General features: G+C 67.0%; 10 protein-coding genes and 1 pseudogene. 4 read left to right on the top strand and 7 right to left on the bottom strand.

Going from position 1 to position 22,913, the window contains the following annotated elements; genetic code table 11:
- Positions 1-63: 63 nt before the first annotated feature.
- The 3 genes from KVT44_RS48700 to KVT44_RS48690 all read left to right on the top strand — a co-directional run bounded on the left by KVT44_RS48700 (position 64) and on the right by KVT44_RS48690 (position 6,222).
- Positions 64-3,252 carry a non-ribosomal peptide synthetase gene (locus tag KVT44_RS48700; protein ID WP_217574830.1) on the top strand — a complete coding sequence of 1,063 codons (3,189 nt, stop codon included), beginning with the start codon at positions 64-66 and terminating at the stop codon, positions 3,250-3,252.
- A gap of 39 nt (positions 3,253-3,291) precedes the next feature.
- Positions 3,292-4,407, top strand: coding sequence for an NAD(P)/FAD-dependent oxidoreductase (locus tag KVT44_RS48695; RefSeq protein WP_217574828.1), 1,116 nt, complete (start codon positions 3,292-3,294; stop codon positions 4,405-4,407).
- 330 nt (positions 4,408-4,737) lie between these two features.
- Positions 4,738-6,222, top strand: a complete 1,485-nt coding sequence (locus KVT44_RS48690) for a hypothetical protein (RefSeq protein ID WP_217574826.1) — start codon at positions 4,738-4,740, stop codon at positions 6,220-6,222.
- Here the strand turns inward: KVT44_RS48690 and KVT44_RS48685 are convergent.
- Positions 6,208-7,221 carry an AMP-binding protein gene (locus KVT44_RS48685; protein WP_168512877.1) on the bottom strand — a complete coding sequence of 338 codons (1,014 nt, stop codon included), beginning with the start codon at positions 7,219-7,221 and terminating at the stop codon, positions 6,208-6,210. The genes KVT44_RS48690 and KVT44_RS48685 overlap by 15 nt on opposite strands.
- A gap of 633 nt (positions 7,222-7,854) precedes the next feature.
- Here KVT44_RS48685 and KVT44_RS48680 point away from each other — a divergent pair.
- Positions 7,855-8,277: pseudogene (locus tag KVT44_RS48680) on the top strand (transposase); the annotation flags it as partial.
- Positions 8,278-8,412: 135 nt separating this feature from the next.
- Here the strand turns inward: KVT44_RS48680 and KVT44_RS48675 are convergent.
- The 6 genes from KVT44_RS48675 to KVT44_RS48650 form a co-directional block, all read right to left on the bottom strand.
- On the bottom strand, positions 8,413-8,610 hold the full coding sequence (locus KVT44_RS48675; protein ID WP_217574824.1) for a hypothetical protein: 198 nt from the start codon (positions 8,608-8,610) through the stop codon (positions 8,413-8,415).
- Positions 8,611-8,767: 157 nt separating this feature from the next.
- Complete coding sequence (locus KVT44_RS48670; RefSeq protein ID WP_179200783.1) at positions 8,768-8,983, bottom strand: DUF6243 family protein; 216 nt, start codon at positions 8,981-8,983, stop codon at positions 8,768-8,770.
- A gap of 253 nt (positions 8,984-9,236) precedes the next feature.
- Positions 9,237-9,473, bottom strand: a complete 237-nt coding sequence (locus KVT44_RS48665) for a contact-dependent growth inhibition system immunity protein (protein WP_254650907.1) — start codon at positions 9,471-9,473, stop codon at positions 9,237-9,239.
- Between the two features lie 285 nt (positions 9,474-9,758).
- Positions 9,759-11,006, bottom strand: coding sequence for a hypothetical protein (locus tag KVT44_RS48660; protein ID WP_217574822.1), 1,248 nt, complete (start codon positions 11,004-11,006; stop codon positions 9,759-9,761).
- Positions 11,007-11,349: 343 nt separating this feature from the next.
- On the bottom strand, positions 11,350-11,898 hold the full coding sequence (locus tag KVT44_RS48655) for an SUKH-4 family immunity protein (protein WP_217574820.1): 549 nt from the start codon (positions 11,896-11,898) through the stop codon (positions 11,350-11,352).
- Between the two features lie 103 nt (positions 11,899-12,001).
- A complete protein-coding gene (locus KVT44_RS48650; RefSeq protein ID WP_217574818.1) occupies positions 12,002-22,495 on the bottom strand; it encodes a LamG-like jellyroll fold domain-containing protein in 10,494 nt (3,497 codons plus the stop codon).
- Positions 22,496-22,913: the final 418 nt, after the last annotated feature.

Below are 22,913 nucleotides of genomic sequence, written 5' to 3'. Positions count from 1 at the left end.
CCGGCCTGGCCGACGCGGCGGCCAGGCCGGCGAGGCCCCTCTACGACAACGGGGAGGACGCCGATGACCGGCGGCAAGATCGAGTCGCTCGCACTTCTGGGCGCACAGCAGGGGATCCTCTACGCACAGCAACTGGTGCCGGACAGCCCCATCTTCAACATCGGTCAGGCCGTGTGGTTCGGCCGGGGCGTCGATCCGGCCCTGCTGGACGAGGCCGTCCGGACGGCCGTCGCGGAATCGGAGGTCCTGAGCAGGCCCCTCCCGCGGCAGGACGACGGCACGCACCCCGCCCCCGCCGACCGTCTCGCCGTCGCGGTGCACGACCTCGGCGGCAGCCCCGAACCGAAGACGGCTGCGCTGCGGGCCATGCACGCCGACCTGGCCGTACCGCGCGAGCTGACCGGCGACGACCTCGTCCACAGCGCCTACTACCGGCTCGGCGAGAACGAGGGCGTCTGGTACTTCCGGTCGCACCACATCCTCCTCGACGCCTACGGCCTGATGCTCATCTCCCGCCGGGTCGCGGAGCTCTACACCGCCCTCGCTCAGGGCCGCCCGCCCCGCGCCCGCTGGTTCGGACGGATCACGGACCTGCTGGACGAGGAGATCCAGGCCGAGGCGGACCCCACCTTCGAGGAGGACCGCGCGTTTTGGGCCCGGAAGGTCGACGGCCGCTCCGCCCAGCGGGTGCCGGGCGTGCTCGCGTCCTCGGGCTACGACGACTACGACAAGCCGCCCCACCGCGTCACGGTGGAACTCGGCGACGCGGCCCGCCTGCGCCTGCGCGAGGTGGCCGACGCCCAGGGGGCCACCTGGGGCGAGCTCGTCATCGCCAGCTGGGGAACCTACCTCTCCAAGGTCATGGGCACCGAACACATAGCGCCCGGCCTCCCCATGATGTGCCGCTCCACACCCACGGCGCTCAGCACGCCCGCGGTCACGGTGAACATCCTTCCGCTGCACGTCGACATCGACCCCCACGCGACGGTGGCCCAGATCATCCGGCACTTCGCCCACGAGGTCGGCCAGGTCCGCGCCCACCAGCGCTACCGCCGCGAGAGCATCGCCCGCGAAGCAGGCCTGATCGGCACCGACGGCCGGCTCTCGGGTTCGCAGATCAACATCAAGGCGTTCGACTACCACCTGGACTTCGGCGGGATCACCGGCGTCCAGCAAGGACTCTCCACGGGACCGGTCGACGACCTGTCGCTGTCCGTCTACCTCGACTCCAGCCACGGACTGCGCTTCGACCTCGACGCCAACGCCTCCCTGTTCGACGTCCCCTCCGTACAGCGCCACCTCCACCGGTTCATCGCCTACTTCGACAGGTTCCTCGGCGCCGCCGACGACCAGTGGATCGGCGCCCTGTCCGTCGCCGACGAAGCCGACATCCGCCAAGTCGTCACCGACTGGAACCTCGGCCCGCGCCCAGACGACGACGCGACCCTGCTGTCCCTTCTGGACGCGCAGTTCAGCCGCGCGGGCGACGATCCCGCCGTCGTCTTCCGCGGCGAGAGCCGGACCTTCGCCGAGCTGGACGCGTCCGCGAACCGGCTGTGCCGTCACCTGCTCGCGGCGGGCATCGGCACGGGCGACCGCGTCGCCGTCGCCCTGCCCCGCTCCCACGACCTCGTGGTCGCCCTCGTCGCCGTCCTGCGCTGCGGCGCGGCCTACGTACCCGTCGACACCGCCTACCCGGACGACCGCATCGAGTACATGCTCCAGGACACCCAGGCGCCGGTCGTGATCACCTCGACCGAGTTCCTGAAGAAGCTGGAGCCCATCCTGGGGGTCATGGACGGGACCGTACTGCTGACCGTCGACGACGTGCCGACCGCGACCGCGATCGCCGCCCAGCCGGCGGACACGGTCACCGACGCCGAGCGCGGGGGGCGCCTCCACCACCAGGCCCCGGCCTACGTGATCTACACCTCCGGTACGACGGGACGGCCCAAGGGCGTGGTGCTGTCCCACCGTTCGATCGTGAACCGGATCCGCTGGGGCCAGTCCCAGCTGTTCGCCCTGTCCCAGCGCGACCGGGTACTGCAGAAGGCTCCGATCAGCTTCGACGTGTCGGTCACCGAGCTCTTCTGGACCCTCACCTCGGGCGCCGTCGTCGTGCTGGCAGAGCCGGGACGGCACGGAGACCCGCTCCACCTCACGCAGTTGATGCGTGACGAGTCCATCACGCTGGGCAACTTCGTACCGTCGATGCTCCAGGCGTTCCTGGAGTCGGAGCCGGACCCGGCCCACCTCGCGCTGCGGCACGTCGTCTGCTCGGGAGAGGCCCTCCCCCGGAGCCTGGCGCAGGAGCTCGGTGACCGCCTCGGCATCACCGCGTGGAACACCTACGGCCCCACCGAGACCGGCGAACTCACCTTCCACCGGGTCGACCTGCGCTCCGACTCCGCCGTCCTGGGCGGCATCGAACCGCTTGGCCGGCCGGCCGCCAACTGCGACGGCTACATCCTCGACCGGTTCCTCCAGCCCGTCCCGGCCGGTGTCCCGGGAGAGCTGTACCTGGCCGGCGCACAGCTGGCCAACGGCTACCACAACCAGCCGGCCCTGACAGCCTCGCGGTTCGTCGCCAATCCCTACGGGGAGCCGGGGGAACGTCTCTACCGCACCGGTGACCTCGCGATGTGGTCCGACTACGGCACCATCGTCTACCTCGGCCGCAACGACGACCAGATCAAGATCCGTGGCTTCCGCGTGGAACTCGCCGAGGTCGCGGCGGTGGCCGCGAAGACCCCCGGCGTCGGCCCCTGCGTGGTCGTCCCGAAGACCGCGCCGAGCGGCGCACTCGTCCTCGTTGCCTACGTCGTACCGGACGCCGGCGCGGACCGGGAGGGCCTCGCGGAAAAGGTCGTCCTAAGGACGCGGGAGAATCTCCCGGACCATATGGTCCCCTCGTTCGTGGTCACCCTCGACCGCATCCCGATGACCCCGAACGGCAAGCTCGACCGGCGTGCCCTGCCCGAGCCCGACTACGAGGCCGTCGACACCGGCCGCCCGCCGGCCGGTGAGCTGGAGACCGGCATCGCCCGCATCTTCGAGGACGTCCTCGGCCTGTCGCGCGTGGGCGCAGACGACGACTTCTTCCACCTCGGGGGCCACTCCCTGCTCGCGACCAGGATCGTCCTGCGCGTGAACCAGGAGTTCGGCACTGACATCTCGCTCAGGACGCTCTTCGAGAACCCCACGGTCGCTTCTCTCGCCGCCTGGCTGGACCTGCCCCTCACGACCTCGTGACCCGAACCGGCGCAGCCGCCGGCAAACAAGGAGGACGTCGTGTATGACGTGATCGTGGTCGGTGCCCGGATCGCGGGCGCCTCCACCGCGATGCTCTTGGCCCGGGACGGTTACCGGGTCCTCATGGTCGACCGGGACAGGGTCGTCAGGGACGCCCAGTCCACCCTCTACATCCACCAGTCGGGCGTCGCCGCACTCCACCGCTGGAACGTGCTGCCCGAGGTCGTGGCCACCGGCTGTCCCCCCTTGGAACGGATTCGCCACACGGCCGGGGACACGGTGCTCGACGGCGCCTCGAGCCGCACCGGCGGTGTCCGTGCCGCATACGCGCCCCGCCGCCGGCTCCTCGACCCCATCCTCATACGCGCCGCTGTCGACGCGGGAGTCGAGTACCGCCCCAACGCCTCCGTCAACGACCTGCTCTTCGAGGACGGACGCGTCGTGGGCGTCAGGACCGGCTCCGTCCGGGGTGAGGCGGAGCACACCGAACGCGCCCGTCTTGTCGTGGGCGCGGACGGCATGCGTTCCACGGTGGCGGCCAGGGTGCGAGCACCCGTCCTGATGCAGGACCCGCACCACACCTGCGTGTACTACACGTACTGGTCCGACCTTCCCCCCCTCCTGCGCACCTTCGAGGCTCCAGGCCGGTGGGTCGCCACCATTCCGACGAACGACGGGGCGACCCTTGTCGCTGCGTACTTCCCACAGGCGCAGTTCCCAGCCATACGCGGCGACGCCCTCGACGCGCTGCTCACGCAGGTGCAGAAGACCGCGCCCGAGGTACGCGAGGAGATGGCGGCCGGCCGCCGACTGGAGCATGTGCACGGCACCGGCGATCAGCGCAACTTCTTCCGCGAGGCGCAGGGACCGGGCTGGGTCCTGGTCGGTGACTCGGGGCACCACAAGGACTCCATCACCGCTCGGGGCATCACCGATGCCTTCTGCCAGGCACAGCTTCTGGTCGATTGCGTGGGCGACGGGTTGCAGGATCCCAAGGCGCTGAGCACCGCGTTGAAACGGTTCGCGGAACAGCGCCTGGACGCCCTTCTGTCCGCGTACCACGGCACGTTGAAGCAAGCCCGCCTGGAGAGCGGGGGGCCGAGAACCGACGTGCCGCTTGGGATGGAAATTGACCAGAAACTGGTCATCCATTGAGGGAGAGGATAAGGTCAAACAAAGGACTTAACTGCCATGGCACTTATGGCAGGCAACCAAGCGCTGCGTCGGCTTCAGGCACACCTCACTCCGTACCCAAATCCCGCTCACCACAGTGAACTTTCCTACGTTCACCCCCCCGCGGTCCGTCCGCGAGCGAAGGGCTGACGACGTCGTCGGCAAGCTGGTTTCGGTCAGCTGTCTGTCCGGATCATCCGCGGAGCGATGCCTGCTCATCGACTGAGAGATGATGGTGCAGGAGGAACACCTCCGAGCTTGTCTGGGCCGCGCTGACACGCCGGGTTCGTCGTAGGGGTGAGGGAATTGACTGTGTCTGAGCCGATGCGCTGCTCGGAGGTCGCCGAGGCCCTGGATGACATCTTCCAGGCGCTGGGCCCCCGGGAACTCATGCTGTGTCGTGAACGGATCTTCTCCCCCAGGCCGGTGCCCCTGGCCCGCCTCGGACAGACGATTGGTATCTCACGGGAGCGCACGGGACAGATCGACCACCAGGTGCGCCGAAACCTCAAGGTCGCCCTCTTCGCCTCCGAGGTGGTCGCCGAGACGGCGCGCTGGGTTGTCGACACTGTTCCCTACGCCGCCGAGGTCAGCCGCCTGGCCGCGCAGCGGCCGGAGGTGAACGCTCCGGTCGAGAGTCTGGGTGTATCGGTCATCGAGGTTCTCGCCGCGGTGGGGACCAAGTTCGAGGTGCGGGAAGGATGGGTCCTCGCCCCCGACGCGGACGACGTCGTCGAATCCACCGCGGACATCCTCGAGACTCATGCCTCACCCGAGGGCGTCGTTCCGCTCGGCATCGTCGCCCAGGAGCTTTCACTGGCGCAGGACGAAGCGGCGCGCTGGCTCACCCGCTGTGGTTACACCACGCTCGTCGGCCATGTCCTCATCCATACCTTCAGCATCGAGGACCACGTCGCCGGGATCCTGGGCGTCGTCGGCGAACCGAGGACGCTCGACGAGATTCACGCGCAACTGCACCCGAAGCGGACGAGTGCGGCGGTGCGCAACGCGCTCGTGGCGGACAAGCGGTTCATGAAGTCGGACCGGACCAAGTGGGCGCTCACCCGCTGGGGGCTGCCCGCGTACATGCCGATCCGTCAGCAGATCGCCCACCTCATCACCGAGAACGGCGGCCAAATCGAGCTCGACGAGCTGATCGCCTCCATCCGCTCGCGATACGACGTGAGCGAGGCCAGCATCCGGACCTACGCCTCCGCCGGCGAGTTTCGCCAGGCTGCGAACGTTGTCTCCTTTCGGAGCGCGGTACGCAAACCTGGCCGCAGCCCCCAGGGAACGCCGCGGCTCTACCGTGAGGGCGACACTCTGCGCTTCCGGATGACGATCAACAATCAGCACAAACGCGGATCCTCGTTCAGCCTTCCGTCCGGCCTGGCTGCCCTGCTCGGTGTGGGACCCAACTCGTCCAAGTCCTTCGCGAGCCGGCTAGGACCGCAGGAGATCGTCTGGTCCTCCGTCCAGGCCCGGACCGGGACGATCAAACGCTTCCTCGAGGAACTGCGGGCCGAGGTGGGAGACGTCGTCTTCCTGGAGTTCCGCCCCAGTGACGAGTTCGGCGTGGAGTCACTGCGCAAGTCGGGCTCCGGCCTGCGCGCCGCGCTGGCGATGACGGGTCATTCCCGCGCCGACGATCCGACACTCACGGACGCTGAACTTGTCGCCGCCCTCGCCCACGCCGTGTGGCTGGAGAAGGACGCCTCACTCGATGACGTCCGCGCCACGCTGGACCGCCGTCGCGAACCGGAGACCCTGGACGCGCTGGCCTCAGTGGCCGAGTGACCTTCCCGCGAGGAGACCGAGGGCATACGGCTCGTCGAATTCGTCGAACACGGCACGTGCGTGGCGGTCGATCCTCACTCTGCCGCCAATGAGGTCGATGGTGCAGAGCTGAGGCTCCATCATCCCCTCCTTCGTGTGCGCGCAGTGGTCGTGAAAGCCCGTCTCGAACCAGTTGTCGCAGTTGTCCGGCAGGAGTTCGTCGCTGCCGACGATCGCGCGCAGCTGTGGCCGGGACGACACGGCGAGGCCAGCAGTGTCGAGCGGCCGCCGCCGTGCCGAGGCGAGCATGGCCACGGAACTAGAACTGATCATGCGCGTTTGCGATTCCTCGACAAAGCGTGGCGTCCGCCCGAGGGAGAGACCACCTCCGACGAGGAAGGCGCTGAAGCCCAACACGATCGAATCCTGCGAGTTCAGCGACTCGGTTATCGTGACGACGTCCCGAGCCGACAGACCCAGTCCATCTGCGATTTCCTGCATGCTTTCCAGGATCTCCGTATGCGACACGAAGACCGGATCCCCATTCCGGGGGGTGAAGAAAATGATCCCTGGGTCGTCGAGTTTGTCCACTGCGGCAGCTTCGCGCGCGACCAAAGCGAAATCCGGCGCTCCGGGAACGGCACCCGGCTCCTCGTCGTCGAAGAACATTTCCTCGGTGAGAGCGGCGTCCGCGCCATGCGTGATGATGAAGTTCAGTCCCGCTTCATCCGGAATTCGCCTCATGGACTCCGGATCGCCCAACACGTCGAGCAGCGCGGGGACCGCGCCTACACGAGAAAGGGCCAACACCGCTACCAGGAACTCGTATCCAGACCTGATGTACACGCCCACGCGGTCGAGCGGCGAAACGCCGGCAGCTTCGATCGCCTCGGCCAGGAAATCCGCTCCGTCGTCCAACGACGCATAGTCGACGAAAAACCCGTCACCCAGAACAGCGGCGGTTTCCGGACTTATTCCTGCCATTTCCTTGATGACGTGATCTATCGATTCCCATTGCATGAGAAATCCCCCCCGTGGTGAGCTCATCGCCCAGCCTGGCGCCAGGGTACCAGACACGACCATCGTGGCGGCGTTTCGCCCATGTCCTGGAATCTGGCCTGAAGTATGTGGCGGGAGTAGCCTCAAATATGTACAGGGAATTGAATGTCTGCTTTTAAACTATTCAGCCGCCCTCAGTAGCGCCGGCTGGCCCTGACGGTGCAGTGCAGAGGGCAGATGAGTTCCCAGCGGGCGTCGGACAGGTCGTTTGGGTAGGGCCGTGAGGCGTGCATGACGCCTGGGTACGGGGCGACTGTCGGACTGGGCAGGGCGTGTGCCGGGGCGTTGGGTGCAGCCGGGTGTGGGTTCGCAATCCTGCGTGAACCAGGTGGTTTTCAAACGAGACGGGAGCTGCCATAAGAGGTCGTTTTCATCCGCTTTGGACATTTATGGAATGATTCTCAGAGGGTGGAGTGGCGGTGTGGAAGAGGTAGCAGGTGCGGCTGGGGTTGGTGGGTCTGGAGGGGGGACGGGTGGGGCGGGGTGCTGCTCGTTCTTGTCTCATTCCAGGATGTCCGGTTTTCAGGGCTGCGTGCTTCTGTCGTCATCGCTGTGCGCCTGGGCGCACTCGGTCCGCGGCGATACATCCCGAGCATGGCGAAGCGGCGTCCGTATCCGAGTGATCTGTCCGATGCCCGCTGGGAGTTGATCGAGCCCGTGCTCTCGGCCTGGCGCTTCGAGCGCCGCGGCAGGGCCCTGGACTTCGGCCGGCCGCCCGAGCACGACCTGCGCGACATCATGGACGCGATCTTGTACGTGGACCGGACCGGCGTTCAGTGGCGTTACCTCCCGCACGATTTTCCACACTGGAACACGGTCTACGGCTACTTCGCCAAGTGGGCGGACGAGGGCGTGTTCGCACAGCTGGGCGGCTTGCTCCGGCAGCTCCTACGGGCGAAGGAGGGGCGGGCTGCCGAGCCGTCGGCCTGTGTGATTGACGCCCAGAGCGTCAAGACCTCCACCAGCGTCCCCGCCGCCGGCCAGGGCATCGACGCCGGGAAGAAGATCGTGAGCAGGAACCCTCGCCGCGCCGAGGCTGATCGGCAGGTACGGCGGCCGGCTCAGGTCGCCGGTGCGCCAATCCAGGGGACGGGCCTCGTGCTGCTGGTGCTGGCGGTCCCGCGCGACTGGCCGGACCCGGGGTTCGTGTAACTACTTCCCAGTCTGCTGCTGGCCGGGCCCGGCCAGGGCTTCCAGCTCCCGGTGCTGCTGCGGGTCGTGCTCTCTGACGTACCGGCGGACCGGGCGGGGGCGGGCGGCGCGGTGATGGTGACCGTGCAGCAGTCCCCGCCGGCCGTGGGGGTTGACGCCCGTCACGCTCTTCCTGACGGTGTCGCCCGGGCTGGGCACGGGAACGCGCTGCTGGTGCAGCTCGGAGTGGTGGCGGTGACGAGACTGCTGAATCTGCGGCTGCCCCGGGTGGCCGGCCGGGACGCGGGTGCTCGGCCGAGCGCTGAGCGGGACCGGCCACGCCCTGCCCCACGCGGTGGCGCCCTGCCGCGGTGCGTCAGCTCTGTGCGGTGTCGTCGCCCGCCTGCCCGGCGCCCTCAGCTGCGCCTGTCTTCTCGCGCATCTTGCGCACCAGCTCCGCCTTCTGGTCGGCTGCACCCTGGCGGTCGAGGTTGCGGTGCGGACCGTTGTTCTGCCGTTCGGCGCGGGACAGCTTCTTGCGCTGGCCGCCGCCCATGCCCACGGGGTTGTTGATGTTCTTGCTCACGGTCACGGGTTCTCCCGGTAATGATGTGAAGTGATCTACGGATTCATCGGTGGAGGACGGGCGGCGACGTCGAAGGACGTCAGCAGGGGCCCATCAAGCTCTCACTCGTAAATCGGCGCCTGGAAGAACATGACAAAGACGTTACCCGCTTCCGTCGGCCCCGCACACCAACCCTTTCGCCGCCCCGGCGTCGGCCGGGCCTTCGGCGAGCGCCCGGGGTCAGCCGTTTCCTTCCTGTCAGCTCGCGGCCCATGCCCCCTCACATCACGAAGCCCCGCCAGATGGAGGCGAGCCAGCGAGGGTTCTGCTGCGCCATTCCTGTCACGACTGCCTGTGAAAGGAGAGTGCGCAGATCCGCCGCACCGAGTTCACCCAGGGGCACACGCCGCAACTCATGCACGGTGCGCACCAAGTGGGTCGCGTCAGCGGCAGGAGGCACCCACCGGGGTGGGTCCAGCTCATCGAGCGTGCGGTTGAGGTGCAGCAGACGGTCCATGGGGCCCATGTTCACCGAAACAGGCAAGGACTCTAAAAATCAGGTCACTACCACTTCGCGGAATGTGCTCTCAGGCCGGACCAGGTGGAAGAACTCGCGCGCCACGTAGCGGTTGAGTCCTTTGAGTCAAGTCAGCTGGCTGTGAGGCGTTGGGAGGCGGGGTGGTTGTCAGGGTCGTAGGGGGGGCGCGTTGTGCCAGCAGGCCCATATGACGCGGAGCCATGCGCGGGCGACGATAATGGCGCCTTTTGACTTCCGGATCAACATGAGCTCAAAGGCTCAATATCAGCCCACGATCCAAATAAGCGTGGATGCCACCCTCGAGTTCCCCTCTTCATTGATGGTGCGGAGTTGGTCACTGCCCACCCCCTGGCGGAGGAGGTCCAGCGCGGTCACTTGATCACGCAACTCCAATGCCTCCATGGGTGTCAGTTCGGGTTGCTCAGGCGCCGGATAAAAATTGGGTGCCCCGTCGCCTGCGGAAGACAGCAGGGCATCAAATTCCTGATGAATATCCAAGATCAGGGTCGAGCACCAGTCTGCCCACTCCCTGATCCGGGATCCATTCCCAAAAGGGAAAGCCCTCAAGACCATTTCCGCGGCCATCGAGCAGGCTTCACCCAATTCATCACAGACGCTATCACTCGACGGTCGATCAAGAATCTCCCGCAGAGCCTCGAGTACCTCGACCAGCGATTCCCGCTCCACCTCCAGCGAACGCAATCGCTTGGTGACCCGCTCATCGAGCCGACGACCGGTTCGGGCCTCGATGAGCGGCAGGACCTTGCAGAGGCACATCGCGGTGAAGCGAACGAGTACGTCCTCCTGTGCCGTGCGCAAAGCCTGGGCCAGCGATGCGTGCGACACGTCAGGGAGTACGTGGTTCACCGGAAGAAGCACACGAAGATCGCTGGCGACGTTACCGGCGAAGTCCTCGGTCTCCTCCCGAAGTCGCATCATGATCGCCTGAGCCGCATCCTCCTCCCCCAGCCCCATGAGGAGGTCGTAGGTCCGGGCACGCTCGCGCCTTTCGCGCGTGACCCGGCTGTCTTCGGCAACCCGTTCCGGAAGGGCCAACAGCTCGTCCAGGAACGTCGCAACCTCCTCGGCGGCATCCAGGCATCGAAGAACGTGGTCGTTACGGCGGTCAAGCAGCATTTCTCCTGCGTTGAGAGTGGCCAAAACGCCATCCAACACGACCTTCTCCATGGCGCTGCTTTCCAGTTCCTGCAAAAGCGAGGAGCTGAAGACCGGGAACGAGTCGATGATTGAAACGCGAACTGGAAGATCATCCGATGGGGCCCCCGCAGCCCATGACCAGAGGTCCTCGTTGAGGGATCTCACCAACTCTTGCTGCACTCCCCATGAATCCGGAACAGGAAGCTCCAACACCGCAGGGAGTACACGGGAGGCCGCCGCGATGGCCAGGATCTCGGGGCCACGAATCGGTAGGGCATCGAGCGCCGGAAAAAGGGCCCGTTTCACCAAGGGGCCCGAAAGTGGATTCATTGACCGTCCGCACACGTCAGCCATTTGATGAAAGTATCAAGGCGCAGCCCTACGGGCAGCGCAGCCCACCCGCGGGCCGACGCCTTCCTCCTGCCTCCGGCCCGGACGACTCCGACCCGCCGGAGGGCAAGTACACCTGGCAGGCGGCCCCCATCCATTGGGCACGGCCTCACCCAGACAAGCCTGACGCCTGCGCCCCTGGCTTGACGGCAACGGTGACGGCAACGGAGACGGGCATCAGCCAACTCCAGCGGCCCGAGAATTCTTGCCAGCGGCATCGAATCGCAACTCCAGAATTGGAACCAGGGGTAAGTTCTAAATTCCACAGACCAATCGCGAATTCCCACCCAATTGACTCAAGGTCAACTCACCAACCTTCAATTACGCCATTCCACCAAGCGAAGCGAGAATCATCTCGAATAGCCGAGTCGATGGCCTGGGCATACTTCTGAAACCGCCCTAGCGAATCATAAAGATACTCATAGTCCTCAACGTCAAGGAGGACTTTTCTCGCAAACGCCCACCTCCACGAGATATCAACAAATAGAGCAGCAGAGGTATTAATGAAGCTCAAGCCCAGGGACTCGTCATCGGGAACTCCTACCACTTCCCCGCTATCTGCGACGACACCGATCTCTCGGCGCCAGTACGATCCCAGTGAATACGCCTCAACTTCACGGCGCCGAATCATAGGAACATTCCCCGCCTGGAGAGACCCGACCAGCTGAATCCCCCCACGGCCGCCGCCATCCTCAAAGACGGCGACTCCGTATTCCCTGAGGGCAAGAGCGTCGTCTTCAGCAATGTTCCACCGCTGCTCGCCACTCAGGCGAGAGGATGGAAGCCCCCAGCTAACCATCTGCGCCAGGGGGGCCGTGAGGCACTCTTCAAACGTGGGTGTGACGTCACGGTGCATGTGGCACTACTTCCTCTCGGAACGCGGTAGGGCTTGACCTGCCTCGCACGGCAGGTCAAGCCCTAATCCTATTCGGCAGGCGGGTCGCTCGCCTCGCGGGCAGTTAGCCTATCCACTCGAACCCTGGAAGCCCCGGTGGCGCGCCGCGATAACTACCCATAGACCTAGCTATCGCACCTGCATTCTTGGCCCCATTATTTATGCCGTCAGGATTTAGACTCCAGGAGACCTCAGCATTTCCATACCTGCCCATCCTGGCGGAGCAGTTGTGTGGATCAGTGCTACAAGGAACCCTTTCGGAGTAGATTTCAGTCACGTCATCGGGGGAAATCCCATTGGCGTCGAGGTAGTTGTCAAGGACTTCCTCCGAATGCAGGCCGCCGGGGTCATTCGCAGCTGCCAGGAACCTGGAGTCTTCTCCGCTGCCGATCCGATAGACGGCTACGTTCTGCCCGGGCTTCACCCTGTTAGTCATCCGCGCATTCATCGCAACCTGCGAGGTCTGAGACGACGGATCATTCAGAGTGCAAACGCCGTTGGTGTTGTGGACCAAAATCGGCGTAGTTCCAGCCATCACATAGTACGTGTGGAGTTGCTGGACGGTGAGGTTGTACATGTCTGCGGCACCGGGGCGGCCGATGACCGCGTCGATGCGGACGTGGTGGTCAGTGGCGGTGTTGAGGACGTGACCGGGCTTGAGTTTGCCGGCGGGGATCCAGGTGTGGAGGGTGTCATCCCAGAAGGGGTGCCGCGAGGTGGTGTGGAGCGTCGCTTCGTGACCGTCTGCGCTGCGGATCGCCACATCGACGAGGTCGTCGTCGTGGTGAACCAGGCGAGCAGTGACTTCGCGGGGGCCACGGTGTTTACCGGTGGCAGGGTCGGCGCTCTCCACGCGGTCACCCGGTGTGATCTTGCCGATGGGTTTTTTCTTCCCGCCCGCCATCAAGACCGGTGTCTGCGGATCGAAGCTGCAGGCTCCTTCTCCGCCATCCGCCGAGTGGAGAACATGACCACTCTGCAATTGGGCAGGGAACGAGGTCGTGAGCCCCGCCCCGGCAGAAGGATCGACCGGCGTGACAGTAGTGGACCCTGCCCCCGCCGAATCATCGACGGGTGTGACAAGAGTCGTCCCTGCCCCAGCGGAACCATCGACGGGTGTCACAAGGGTCGTGCCCATTCCCGCAGAGGGATCAACCGGCATGATGCTGCCAAGCCCGCCGGACGGTTCGGCGGCCGCCATGGTCGCGATGCCCGCCGGGTTGTATGCCGCGGGGGTCGTGGTGCTGCCGTGGAGTTCGACGGGGGCGGTGTCGGACGGGCCTGTCGCCGCGGTCTTGGCGCCGGGTTGAGGGGTGGTGCCCCGGCCGGTGGCCTGGCCCGCCGGACGCTTGCCAGGGTTCTCGCGCAGGCCTGTCTTGGCGGTCGGCGGAGGCGGCGGCGGTGTCTGGGCTGAGATGTCGCAGCTTCCGTAGCTGAACAGTTCGCCCAGTTCGACGCCGCCCAGGCCTGCGTAACCGCCGTTATAGGAGTTGGCCGGGTCGCCTCCGCCGGTGGAAATACTGTGGTGGTGACTGCTGCCGGACGGGCCGTAGTTCATGCTGCCGTCCGAGTTGTAACGGGGGTAGTTATTGTCGGAGTCCGAAGCATGCCTGGAGTGCCTGGGGTACCCCTCTGCCATGCCGTACAGCAGCCCGCCTACGAACAGGACGACGGAGCCGAGGTCGAACTGGGAAGAGCGCGAGGTTCCGCGCGACCGAGAAGGCGACGTGTACCCGTAGCTGCGACCGTAGTAGGACCCCGCGGATCGGTAGGTACCCCCCGCTTCGCAGGCGTTGTTCCCCGACGGGTCAGCGTTGGTCAGGGGGTCGTCGTCACCGTAGGCGTATGCGTTGGCGTTGACGGACGGAACGGGTGGCTGACTGGTCGCGTCGTGGCTGGTGAAGGTGCCGGTGGTCGGGTCGTACCAGCGGCTGGCGGTGGCCACCCGGTGGGAAGCCGGATCCGTCCAGCCGCCCTGGTAGCCGAGATCGTGCTGGGTGCCGCCGGTGGCCAGGACGCGGCCGTAGGGGTCGTAGGCGGTGGATCCGGCGAGACCGGTGCCGGTGGCGGTGAAGGTGCCGGTCAGGTCGCCGTGCTGGTTGGTGTAGGCGAGGGCCGCTCCGCCGGAGCCGCCGACGCCGAGGAGTTGCCCGTCCGGTCCGCGGCCGAACGTCTCGGTTCCGTCGGAGACGGGCTGGTCGGCGGTGCCGTCGTAGGCGAAGGTGCTGTTGCCGGCGGTGGCGAGGCGGCCGAGGGCGTCGTGCGTGGAGGCGGTGCTGCCGTCCTGGGTCAACTGGTCGAAGGCGTCGTAGCTGAGGTTCTCGGTGCCCTGGCTACCGGTGACTGAGGCCAGGGTGCCGCGGGCCGTGTAGGCGTACGTCGTCGAGGACGAGTCGGCGCTGGTGCCGGTGACCTGGTTGCGGGCGTTGTAGCTCGCCGTCGTGGTGGTCGATCCGCTCGTGACGGTAGTGCGGTTTCCCGCGCCGTCGTAGCCGTAGCCCGTGGTGGTCGAGCCGTTGTTCCACGACGTCAGGCGGCCCGCCTTGTCGTAGCCGTAGGTGTTGGACGCCGCTCCCGCGGTACCGGTGGTGGTCTGCGCGGTGAGGCGGCCAGCGTTGTCGTAGCCGTAGGAGGTGGCTGCCTCGCTGCTGCCGCCGGGAGCGGTGAGGGTGTCGCTGCTGAGGCGGTGCTGGGCGTTGTAACCAAAGCTGCGGGTCGCGTTGCCGCTGCCGCCGTAGGCGATGCCGGTGACCTGGCCGGTGGAGTTGTAGGTGTAGGTGAGAGTGGTGCTGGTGGCCGGGTCAGTGGCCGTGTCCACCTGGCCGTCCGGGTTGTAGGTGAAGGTGGCGGTTCCCGCCTTGTCGGTGCGGGAGGTGAGCAGGCCGTCGGAGTTGTAGCTGTAAGTGGCGTTGCCGGAGGTGCCGGAGGCGGAGAGGATCTCGCCGCGGTCGTCGTAGGTGTAGGTGTCGGTGCCGCCGGGCGCTCCGGCGGAGGTGAGGCGGCCGGCCGCGTCGTAGCCGAAGGTCCGGCTCGGGGTGGTGGCCTCGGCGCCGGTGCCGGAGGTGCCGGTCAGGCGGCCGTCGGCGTCGTAGGTGTGGGTGAGGGTGACACCGCCGGGGCGGGTGATGGTCGTCGGGTTGCCGTTGCCGTCATAGGCGGCGGTCGTGGTGCGGTCGGCAGTGTTCGGGAACGCGGTCGTGCTGGGCTCGATCGTCGATTCGGGCAGCCCGAGCGTGTTGATCGTGGTGATCGTGGCGTTGTTGTTGCCGTCCGTGTAGCGGGTGAGGTTGCCCGCCGCGTCGTACCCGAAGCCGGTGGTGATCGTCGAGGTGGAGCTGACCGGTTCCGTCTGCTGGGTCACGGCGTCACTGGCGTCGTAGGTGTAGGTGGTGGTGTTGCCGTCGGCGCCCGTGACCGAGGTCGGGTTGCCGGCCGGGTCGTAGGCATACGACGCGGTGGTCAGCGTGGTACCGGAGGCGTCCAGGTGCGCGCCGGCCGTCAGGCGTCCGGCGGTGTCGTAGGTCTGGGTGGTGGCGGTGTTGTCGGGCAGGGTGGTCTTGGTCAGCCGCCCGTCGAGGTCGTAGGCGTAGTGGGTGGTGTTGCCCCGGGCATCGGTGGCGCTGAGAAGGTTGCCCCCGGTGTCGTAGGTGGCGGTGGGCTTCTCGCCGCCGGGCAGGGTGAGGGAGGTCTGGTTGCCCGCCTCGTCGTAGCCGAAGGTGGTGGTGTCGGTGGTGACGGTCGGCTGACGGACGACCGTGCTGGAGGTCACCGGGCGGCCGAGGTCGTCGTAGGTGGCCTGGACGACTGCCCCGGTGGGGTCGGTAGCGGCCAGGGCCTCGCCGTCAGTGTCGTAGGTGACGTGGCTGGTGGGCATGGTGCCGCCGACAACGGGCTCCTGGATCTGCGCCACGTCGCCGAACTGGTCGTAGGTGGCGTGGGTGGCGTTGTTGTCCGCGTCGGTTACGTCGGTGACCCGGCCGCCAGCGTCATAGGTGGCCGTGGTGGTCGGGGTGATCGAGGTGGTGGAGCCCGGCGGGGTGTAGGCCGCGCCGGAGACCGCCACCTGCTCGCCGTCGGCGTCGTAGGTGTAGGTGGTGATGTTGCCGTCGGCGTCGTCGACGGAGGTCTGGTCACCGAAGGCGTCGTAGCCGTACAGGGTGATCGGGTGGATCTGCTGCGGCGCACCTCCACCGGACTCGGCGTTCACCGTCGGCGCGGTGACCTGGGTGAGTCGGCCCGTCTGGTCGGAGGCGTAGGCGGTGGTGTAGTCGGCGGCGGTGGCGCCGGAGACGTTGCCGCGCGGATCGGTGGTGGAAGTGAGCACTCCGCGCTGGTCGTAGGTGTGAGTGGTGACCAGCGTGGTGGAGCCGTTGTGGACGGTCTCCGCGGTGGCGTCACCGAGGGTGTCGTAGGTGAAGTCGGTCTGCTCGGTGGTTCCGCCGCCCGTCACGGACTGAGAGGTGAGGTTTCCGTCGCCGTCGTGGCTGTAGGAGGTGACGGTGTTCAGGCCGCTGGGGTCGTAGGCCCGCTGGGTGGTGCGGCCCGCAGGGTCGTACGCGTACTGGATGTACACCAGCGCGTTAGTGTCCAGTTCACCGGACACGTGCCCGGCGGCGTCGTAACCGTAGACGTGCAGGTACTTGCTGCTGGTTGAACCGTCCGCGTTGTGGAAGTTGGTGAGGGCGCTAAACCACAGCCTGTGCGTGTAGTAGTACTTGAAGCCGGTGGTCCTCCCCATCGCGTCGGTGTCCGAGGCGAGCAGGCCGTCCGGGTCGTAGGCGCGTGAGTCGAGCACCAGCGAGCTCGCCGTGGAGGGGTTGACCGGGTCGCCGGTGTAGTTGGTCAGCGTGGTCGTCAGCAGCTCACCGGTGGGCGCGTACGTGTAGCTGTAGGTGTTGCCGTCGGCGCCTGTCTCGGAGGCGCGGTTGCCGTAGCCGTCGTAGCCGTAGCTGGTCTGGCGGCCCAGCGGATCCGTCACCGAGTCGACCTGGTCGTGGCTGTTGTACGTCCACGAGGTGGTGCGGGCGGCGTCGCCCCCGGTGGTGTCGGCGACCGCGACCGAGGTGATGTCGCCGTCGCCGTCGTAGGCGTAGGCCGTCCTGGGGGTGTGGGTGGTGGTGCCGTGGACGGCGTCGGTGGTGGCCGGGTCGGTGCGGGTGAGCAGGCGGTCGTCGGCGTCGTAGGTGTAGGTGGTGGTGATGCCGCTCGGGTAGGTGTCGGAGACCTCGGTGGCGGTCAGGCGGCGGCCGAGGGCGTCGTAGGCGTAGGTGGTCTTCAGCCCGGACGGGGCGGTCACCTGGGCCAGGTCGCCGGCGCTGTCATAGGCGTAGGTAGTGGTCTTGCCGTTCGCGTCCTTGGTGGTGGCGGGCAATCCGGCGGGTTCGGTGCCGCCGCCGACCGCCGCCTCGGTGCCGGCGGTGTAGGTATCGGTGGTGGTGTTGCCGTCCGCGTCCTTGGTGGTGAGCAGGTCGCCGTTGGCGTTGTACGTGTGGGTGGTGGCGTAGGTGGTGTCGGACGGTCCGGAGGAGCGGGGGTCGGCGTACGCGGTGGGTTCGTCGTTGCGCGGGTCGGTGACGCTGTAGGTGCCGTCGGCCGGGTAGCTGTAGTAGCCCGTGACGGTCTCGTTGTAGAAGTCGCCGAGCGTGCTGGAGAGCACGTCGCCGCGCGCGTTGTGCGTGTAGCCGGTGTAGTCGCCATCCGGGCGGGTGACGGTGGAGATGAAGCCGTTGGAGTCGTAGGCGTACGAGGCGGTGTGGCCGAGGGCGTCGGTGGCGGAGATCAGGCGTCCGCCGTGGCCGGGGTCGTACTGGTAGGTCAGGGTCTTGTTTCCGGGGTCGGTGACCGTGGCCGTGGTGACCGGGGTGGCCCCGTTGGAGACGCCGCGGGCGGCGTAGTCCGCGGCGATGGCGTCGTCGCTGAGCTTGCTGACGAAGAGGGACGCCTCGGCCAGCGAGCCCTTGAAGTAGCCGTTGGGGTTGTTGGACGGCTGGGCGGGCCAGAGGCCGGACAGGTAGCCGGCGCCCAGCGAGAAATAGCTCTGGCCGGTGTTGTTGAAGTCCTTGCCGGTGCGCTGGTCGGCCTGCTTGCCGTCGAGGTACAAGGTCTGGACGTCGTCGGGGCCCATGCTGAGGGCCACTTGGTGCCAGGCGCCGTCGGTGACGGTGTCGTCGGACTCCATCGGGGAGAGGTAGCCGTCCCAGAACTGGCCGTACAGGTGGCTGTCGGAGCCGACGTAGAGGGCCGGGGTGTAGTTGCCGCTGGGCGTGGTGCCGATGGGATTGCTCTGGTAGCTGAACAGCACTCCGCCGGCGGTGGTGGTCTTGAACCACAGCTCCAGCGTGACGTGTACTGGTCCGTTCGTGCTGCTGATGGTCTGGTAGGGCAGTTCGGTGTACGAGCTGGTGCCGTTGAGGGATGCGGAGGTCTCACTGCCGCCGGAATACAGGCCCGCCGCGCCGAGCGTGACGTTGTGGTAGGTGGCAGGGCCGTCGGAGCAGTACCGCACGGCGTTGGTGGTGCAGTCCGCGGTCTCGTTGACGGCCTGGCTGCCGGAAGACTCGCCGAGGCGCCAGTAGTCACCGGGGTCGTTGGCCATCACCGAGCTTCGGTAGTAGGCGCCCGAGCCCTTCGTCGTGGGGCTGGCGAGCTTCCAGGTGCCGCCGTTGGCGTCAGTGATCTGCGAGGCACGGTCGTGCACCGCGTCGTAGGCGGCGGCCATGTACGTCTTGCCCGAGGGCAGGGTGAGGCCGGTCAGCTCGGTGGCGGCGTGGGTTCCGGCGGCATACTGCTCCTGGACGGCCGGGCTGCCGAGTGCGTGGGTGTAGAAGGCCACCTCGGCGATGGAGCCGTGGAAGTAGCTGACATCCGCCGGCGAGTTGATCCAGTACTTCGCGTATCCGGCGCCTATGTAGGTGATGGTGTTGGACTGGTCGTTGGGGGTGCCGGAGAGCGTGGCCTGCTGGGTGCCGTCCAGATACAGGGTCTGGGTGGTGCCGTCGGAGGTGAGCACAGCGTGGTGCCAGGCGTTGTTGTTCACCGTGCCGGTCGACCCGAACGCGGTGCCGCCGGAGCCGCTGCCGCTATACCAGTGACCGTGCAGCTTGCCGTCGGAACCCACGTAGAGGACCGGGGCCCAGTTGCCGGTTGAGGTGGAGGTGCCGGCGATGGCCACCGACTGGTCGCCGATCAGCACACCGGGTGAGGAGGTCTTGAACCACAGGCTCACCGCCCGGCTCTTGCCCTGATGCAGCACGTCGGCCGGTACCGACGCGTAGCCGCTGGAGCCGTTGAACGTGGCGGCGGTGGTCGGAGAGCCGGGCAGCGGGCCGGCCGTACCGAGGGTCACACCGCCGGCGTAGGTACCGTTGTCGTTGCCCTCGTTGACAGCGACTTCGCTGGCTGCTGAGGTGCCGGAAGACTCGGCGAGGCGCCAGTACGAGGCGGGGTTGGCGTCCAGCACGGCCGTGCGGTAGTGCGAGCCGGAGGACGACCCTGAGGTGTAGGAATACGCGGTGCACGCGGTGGAGGAGGTGGGCGGGCACACCTTGGTCAGGTCGTCGCCGCTGTAGGAGTACGTCCACGTCTCGGCCGCGCCGCCGGAGGTGGCTGGATCGGTGGCCACCTGGGTGACACGGCCGCCGCTCCAGGTGAAGTGCAGCGAGCGGCTGCTGGTCGTGTTGGTGGCCTGGGCCAGGGTGCCGTCGGAGTTGTACGAGAGGGTCTCGCTCCGCCCGGACGCGTCCGTGATCGTCTTCAGCTTCCAGGCCGGGCCGACCTGCTCACCGAACGTGTACGTCCTGCCCGACTTGTCGGTCAGGGTGTAGCCACCGCCGCTGACGGTCTGGAACGTGGCGTAGGTGCCCTGTGGCGGCGTGAACGTCGTCCCGTTCGCGTTCAGGCCGAACCGCGTCTCCTGGCCGCTCGCCGTCGTGACCACGACCGCGCCCGAGCCGTCGCTGTCCGGCAGCGCCGACATGTCGTACAGCGTCGACCACCCCGTACCGAACAGGCTGCCGGTGCGCGGGTCGAGCGAGTTGTAGGAGCGCACCACCGACAGCGCCGGGCCCGCCACGGACACACCCGCGTCCGTCGCCGAGGCGGTGTAGTTGCCCACCCGGGGGTCGAAGGTCCTGCCGTCCGGGCCCTGCGCCGCAGCGCCGAGATGCGAGGTGATCAGCGGCTGGGCAACGGTCGTGGAGAAGTACGAGGGCTCCGACCAGGCGCTCTGGGCGTCGCCGTCGTTGTCGGCCACGATCCAGTAGTAGGACTGGTTCCAGGCCAGTTTGCCGCTCGGCACGGTCCACTGAGCCGTGCTCACCCAGCCGGAGTCCGTCACGAGAGACGGCGAGCCGGAGGCGGGGTTGGAGTAGACCTGGAAGTCGTAGGTCAGTCCGGTGCCCGGATAGTTGTCCGAGTCGTGGCCCTTCGTGAACAGCTGCGGCTTGATGGAGCCGACCACGGAGTTCGAGGTCGGCAACGTTGAGTCGATCTGCGGTGGGGTGTCGGCGGAGGTGATTTCCGCGCACTTCGTTGGCACGTTGTAGGTGGAGTAGAACGACGTGCCGCTGGTCAGCATGTCCCAGCACACGTAGTACTGGCCCGGGGCCAGCGCCGGCAGCGTGCCGGTCATCGTGATCGTGGAGTTGGGACTCACCGAGCTCGGCACGTACGTCTTGGTGGCGTTGGTGCTCACCGACGACCAGGACGTGGTGTAGATGTCAGTGGCCAGCTGGGTGCTGGAGGTCGACCACGAGGTGGTACCGCGGTTGGTGATCGTCACCTTCATCGAGCCAGTGGTGCTCGCCGTGGGCTCGGTGTACGTCTGGCTGGGGATCGAGTAGTCGGCGCCGTAGGGGCTGTAGGTGACCGACAGGTACGGCGGGTAGGACGAGTGGACCGAGGCGAACTGCTTCCACGCCGCGACCACGGACGTGTTGGCCGTCAGCGCCAGGCCCCGGTTGGTCCCGCCGTGCGCCCAGCCCTCCAGCAGCTTCACTCCGGCCGCGCTCGGGTTGTCACCGATGTCGATCCCATGCCAGGCGGACCCACCGCAGCTGGACCCGGCGTCGAAACTGGACGATCCGATCGACGACCCGTACGACAGGCCCGGATAATCGGCGATGGAGCCGACACTCCAGGAACTGGTGATGGCGTGGACGTCGACAGGTTGCGCGGTGCAGCCGCCGGACCACACGTCGTCCAGGTAGACCGACGCCTTCTCGATGTAGTCGTTCTGGAAGGTCGAGCCGAACGACGAGAACATCAGATAGCTGTTGGCCTTGTGGCTGCCGCTGTCGTAGGAGCCGACCTTCAGGGTGTCGTCGGTGGAGAAGTTGATGTCGTAGGGGGTCTCCACATAGGTGCTCGACGCGGCGTTGAGGTTCGTCGGGTCGACGGTCACCGGGAAGACACGGTCCGGGGAGCGCAGCCAGGCGTCGTCCAGCGACACCTTCAGCGCCGGGCTGCCGTCAGAGGTGGTGGTCAGGGAGTAGGTGACACCGGTGGAAATCGCACCCTCACCGGAGACCTCTCCGACGTGGGAGTCCTCCATGAACCCGTGCGGAATCGTTTCACCAACCGTGCCGGACGCATCCTTGAACACCACGCTGCCGTTCGCGGCCAGCGACGGTGTGAGGCCAGTCAGATGCAGCGGGAAGACCCAGGTGGTGGGGGCCGAGGCTGAGTGCAGTGTCAGGGTCTCCTTCACCCCCGACGCGGTCGTCGCGTACGTCGCGTCCGACTGCTTGGCGATGCCCGGATAGGTGATCGAGTTGCCCGAAGCCTGGCCCTGAACGGCGGCTGCCCCCTGCAGGCTGTAGCTGACCTGCTTGTCGGCGCCAGGACCGTAGGTCACCAGCGCCGGATCGTCGCCACTCGCCGCGAAGACAGCGGAGAGGGAGTCCGCCTTCTCACTCCACCGCCCGTCGGAGCCCTGGGTCAGGGTGGTGTCGATGTCGGCCCAGGAGCCATCCGCTGTGCGGTAGTGGACGGGTCGGCTGTAGACCCGGGCGGTCCGCGTGCCGTCCGGGTTCTGGAAGACCGAGGTGGTGGCGGTCCGGTCCTTGGTGATCTCCGGGACGGCGGCCACGGGACCGGGCAGGTGAGAGTCCCCACGAGTGGCAGAGGACGCGGACCCCGTCTGCCGGTGATGCTGCTGCTTGAGCATGCGCGCCCGCACAGATGCGGGCGGTCTCACCCGCTTGTCGCCGAGCTTGCTCTTCGGGCCGGTGAACGACAACCGTGGATTCACCGACCGCTTCGGTGTCCGGTCGGCGGGCAGTGCCCCCTTCACCGCGGCCGGCTTGTGCGGGCTCGCAGTGAAAACCTTGGGTCCGCCCCGGGTCAGTGCGGAGCCCGTCTGGTGCGGCAGCCCGGCCGCGGAACCCGTTCTCTGACCAGGCAGCGCCTGGGAGCCCGACGGCAATGCGTGCTCGTTGATGACCGCCTCGGCAGGCTGCGTCGCCAGCACCATGAGCAGCACACCGCTGACGGCGAGTGCGATCCTTCGCAGCCAACGTCGCTGCACACCACTGGCGAGGGAAGCGGCACCGAATGCCAACCCTCTCCCCACACCGGGCAACACTCGGACCGGATGGCGTGCCATCACAGAACCCCCACAGACGCGACGCGGCACGCCTCTCCTGTGGAGGCGCAACGCCAACGTTGTAACTACGCCTGGACAGTTCAGCAATGATTCATCGACAAATAGGCTTGGCGGCTTGCCATGATCACGTACGCTTGCGCCTGATTTACCCCTGTGATCTTGGTCAACTCTTGGCGCCCTGATGCTCCGCCTTGACTCAGGTCCCGGCCCCGACCGCCCCCCAGAACACTCCTTGCATGGCGGGGAGGGACGTCGGCGCTCCGCCGCACCGGCCATCGCAACCGGGGTGTGGTAGAACCTCGCTGACTCCGTGCGCCTCACTGTGCGTGCCGCACTGGACGCCCCGCACCGATTGGAGTTGTTCGTGTTCTTC

It is taken from the genome of Streptomyces sp. GbtcB7 (assembly GCF_019091445.1).
In the GTDB taxonomy this organism is placed as follows: Bacteria; Actinomycetota; Actinomycetes; order Streptomycetales; family Streptomycetaceae; genus Streptomyces; species Streptomyces mirabilis.
The sequence above is the reverse complement of the archived record's forward strand: the minus strand, read 5'-3'. Positions and strand labels throughout refer to the sequence as shown.

Bases quoted from the DNA above. Each gene is read 5' to 3' on its own strand.
- KVT44_RS48700 (WP_217574830.1), top strand. From the start codon at position 64: ATGACCGGCGGCAAGATCGAGTCGCTCGCACTTCTGGGCGCACAGCAG.
- KVT44_RS48665 (WP_254650907.1), bottom strand. From the start codon at position 9,473: ATGGACCGTCTGCTGCACCTCAACCGCACGCTCGATGAGCTGGACCCA.
- KVT44_RS48660 (WP_217574822.1), bottom strand. From the start codon at position 11,006: ATGGCTGACGTGTGCGGACGGTCAATGAATCCACTTTCGGGCCCCTTG.
- KVT44_RS48655 (WP_217574820.1), bottom strand. From the start codon at position 11,898: ATGCACCGTGACGTCACACCCACGTTTGAAGAGTGCCTCACGGCCCCC.
- KVT44_RS48685 (WP_168512877.1), bottom strand. From the start codon at position 7,221: ATGCAATGGGAATCGATAGATCACGTCATCAAGGAAATGGCAGGAATA.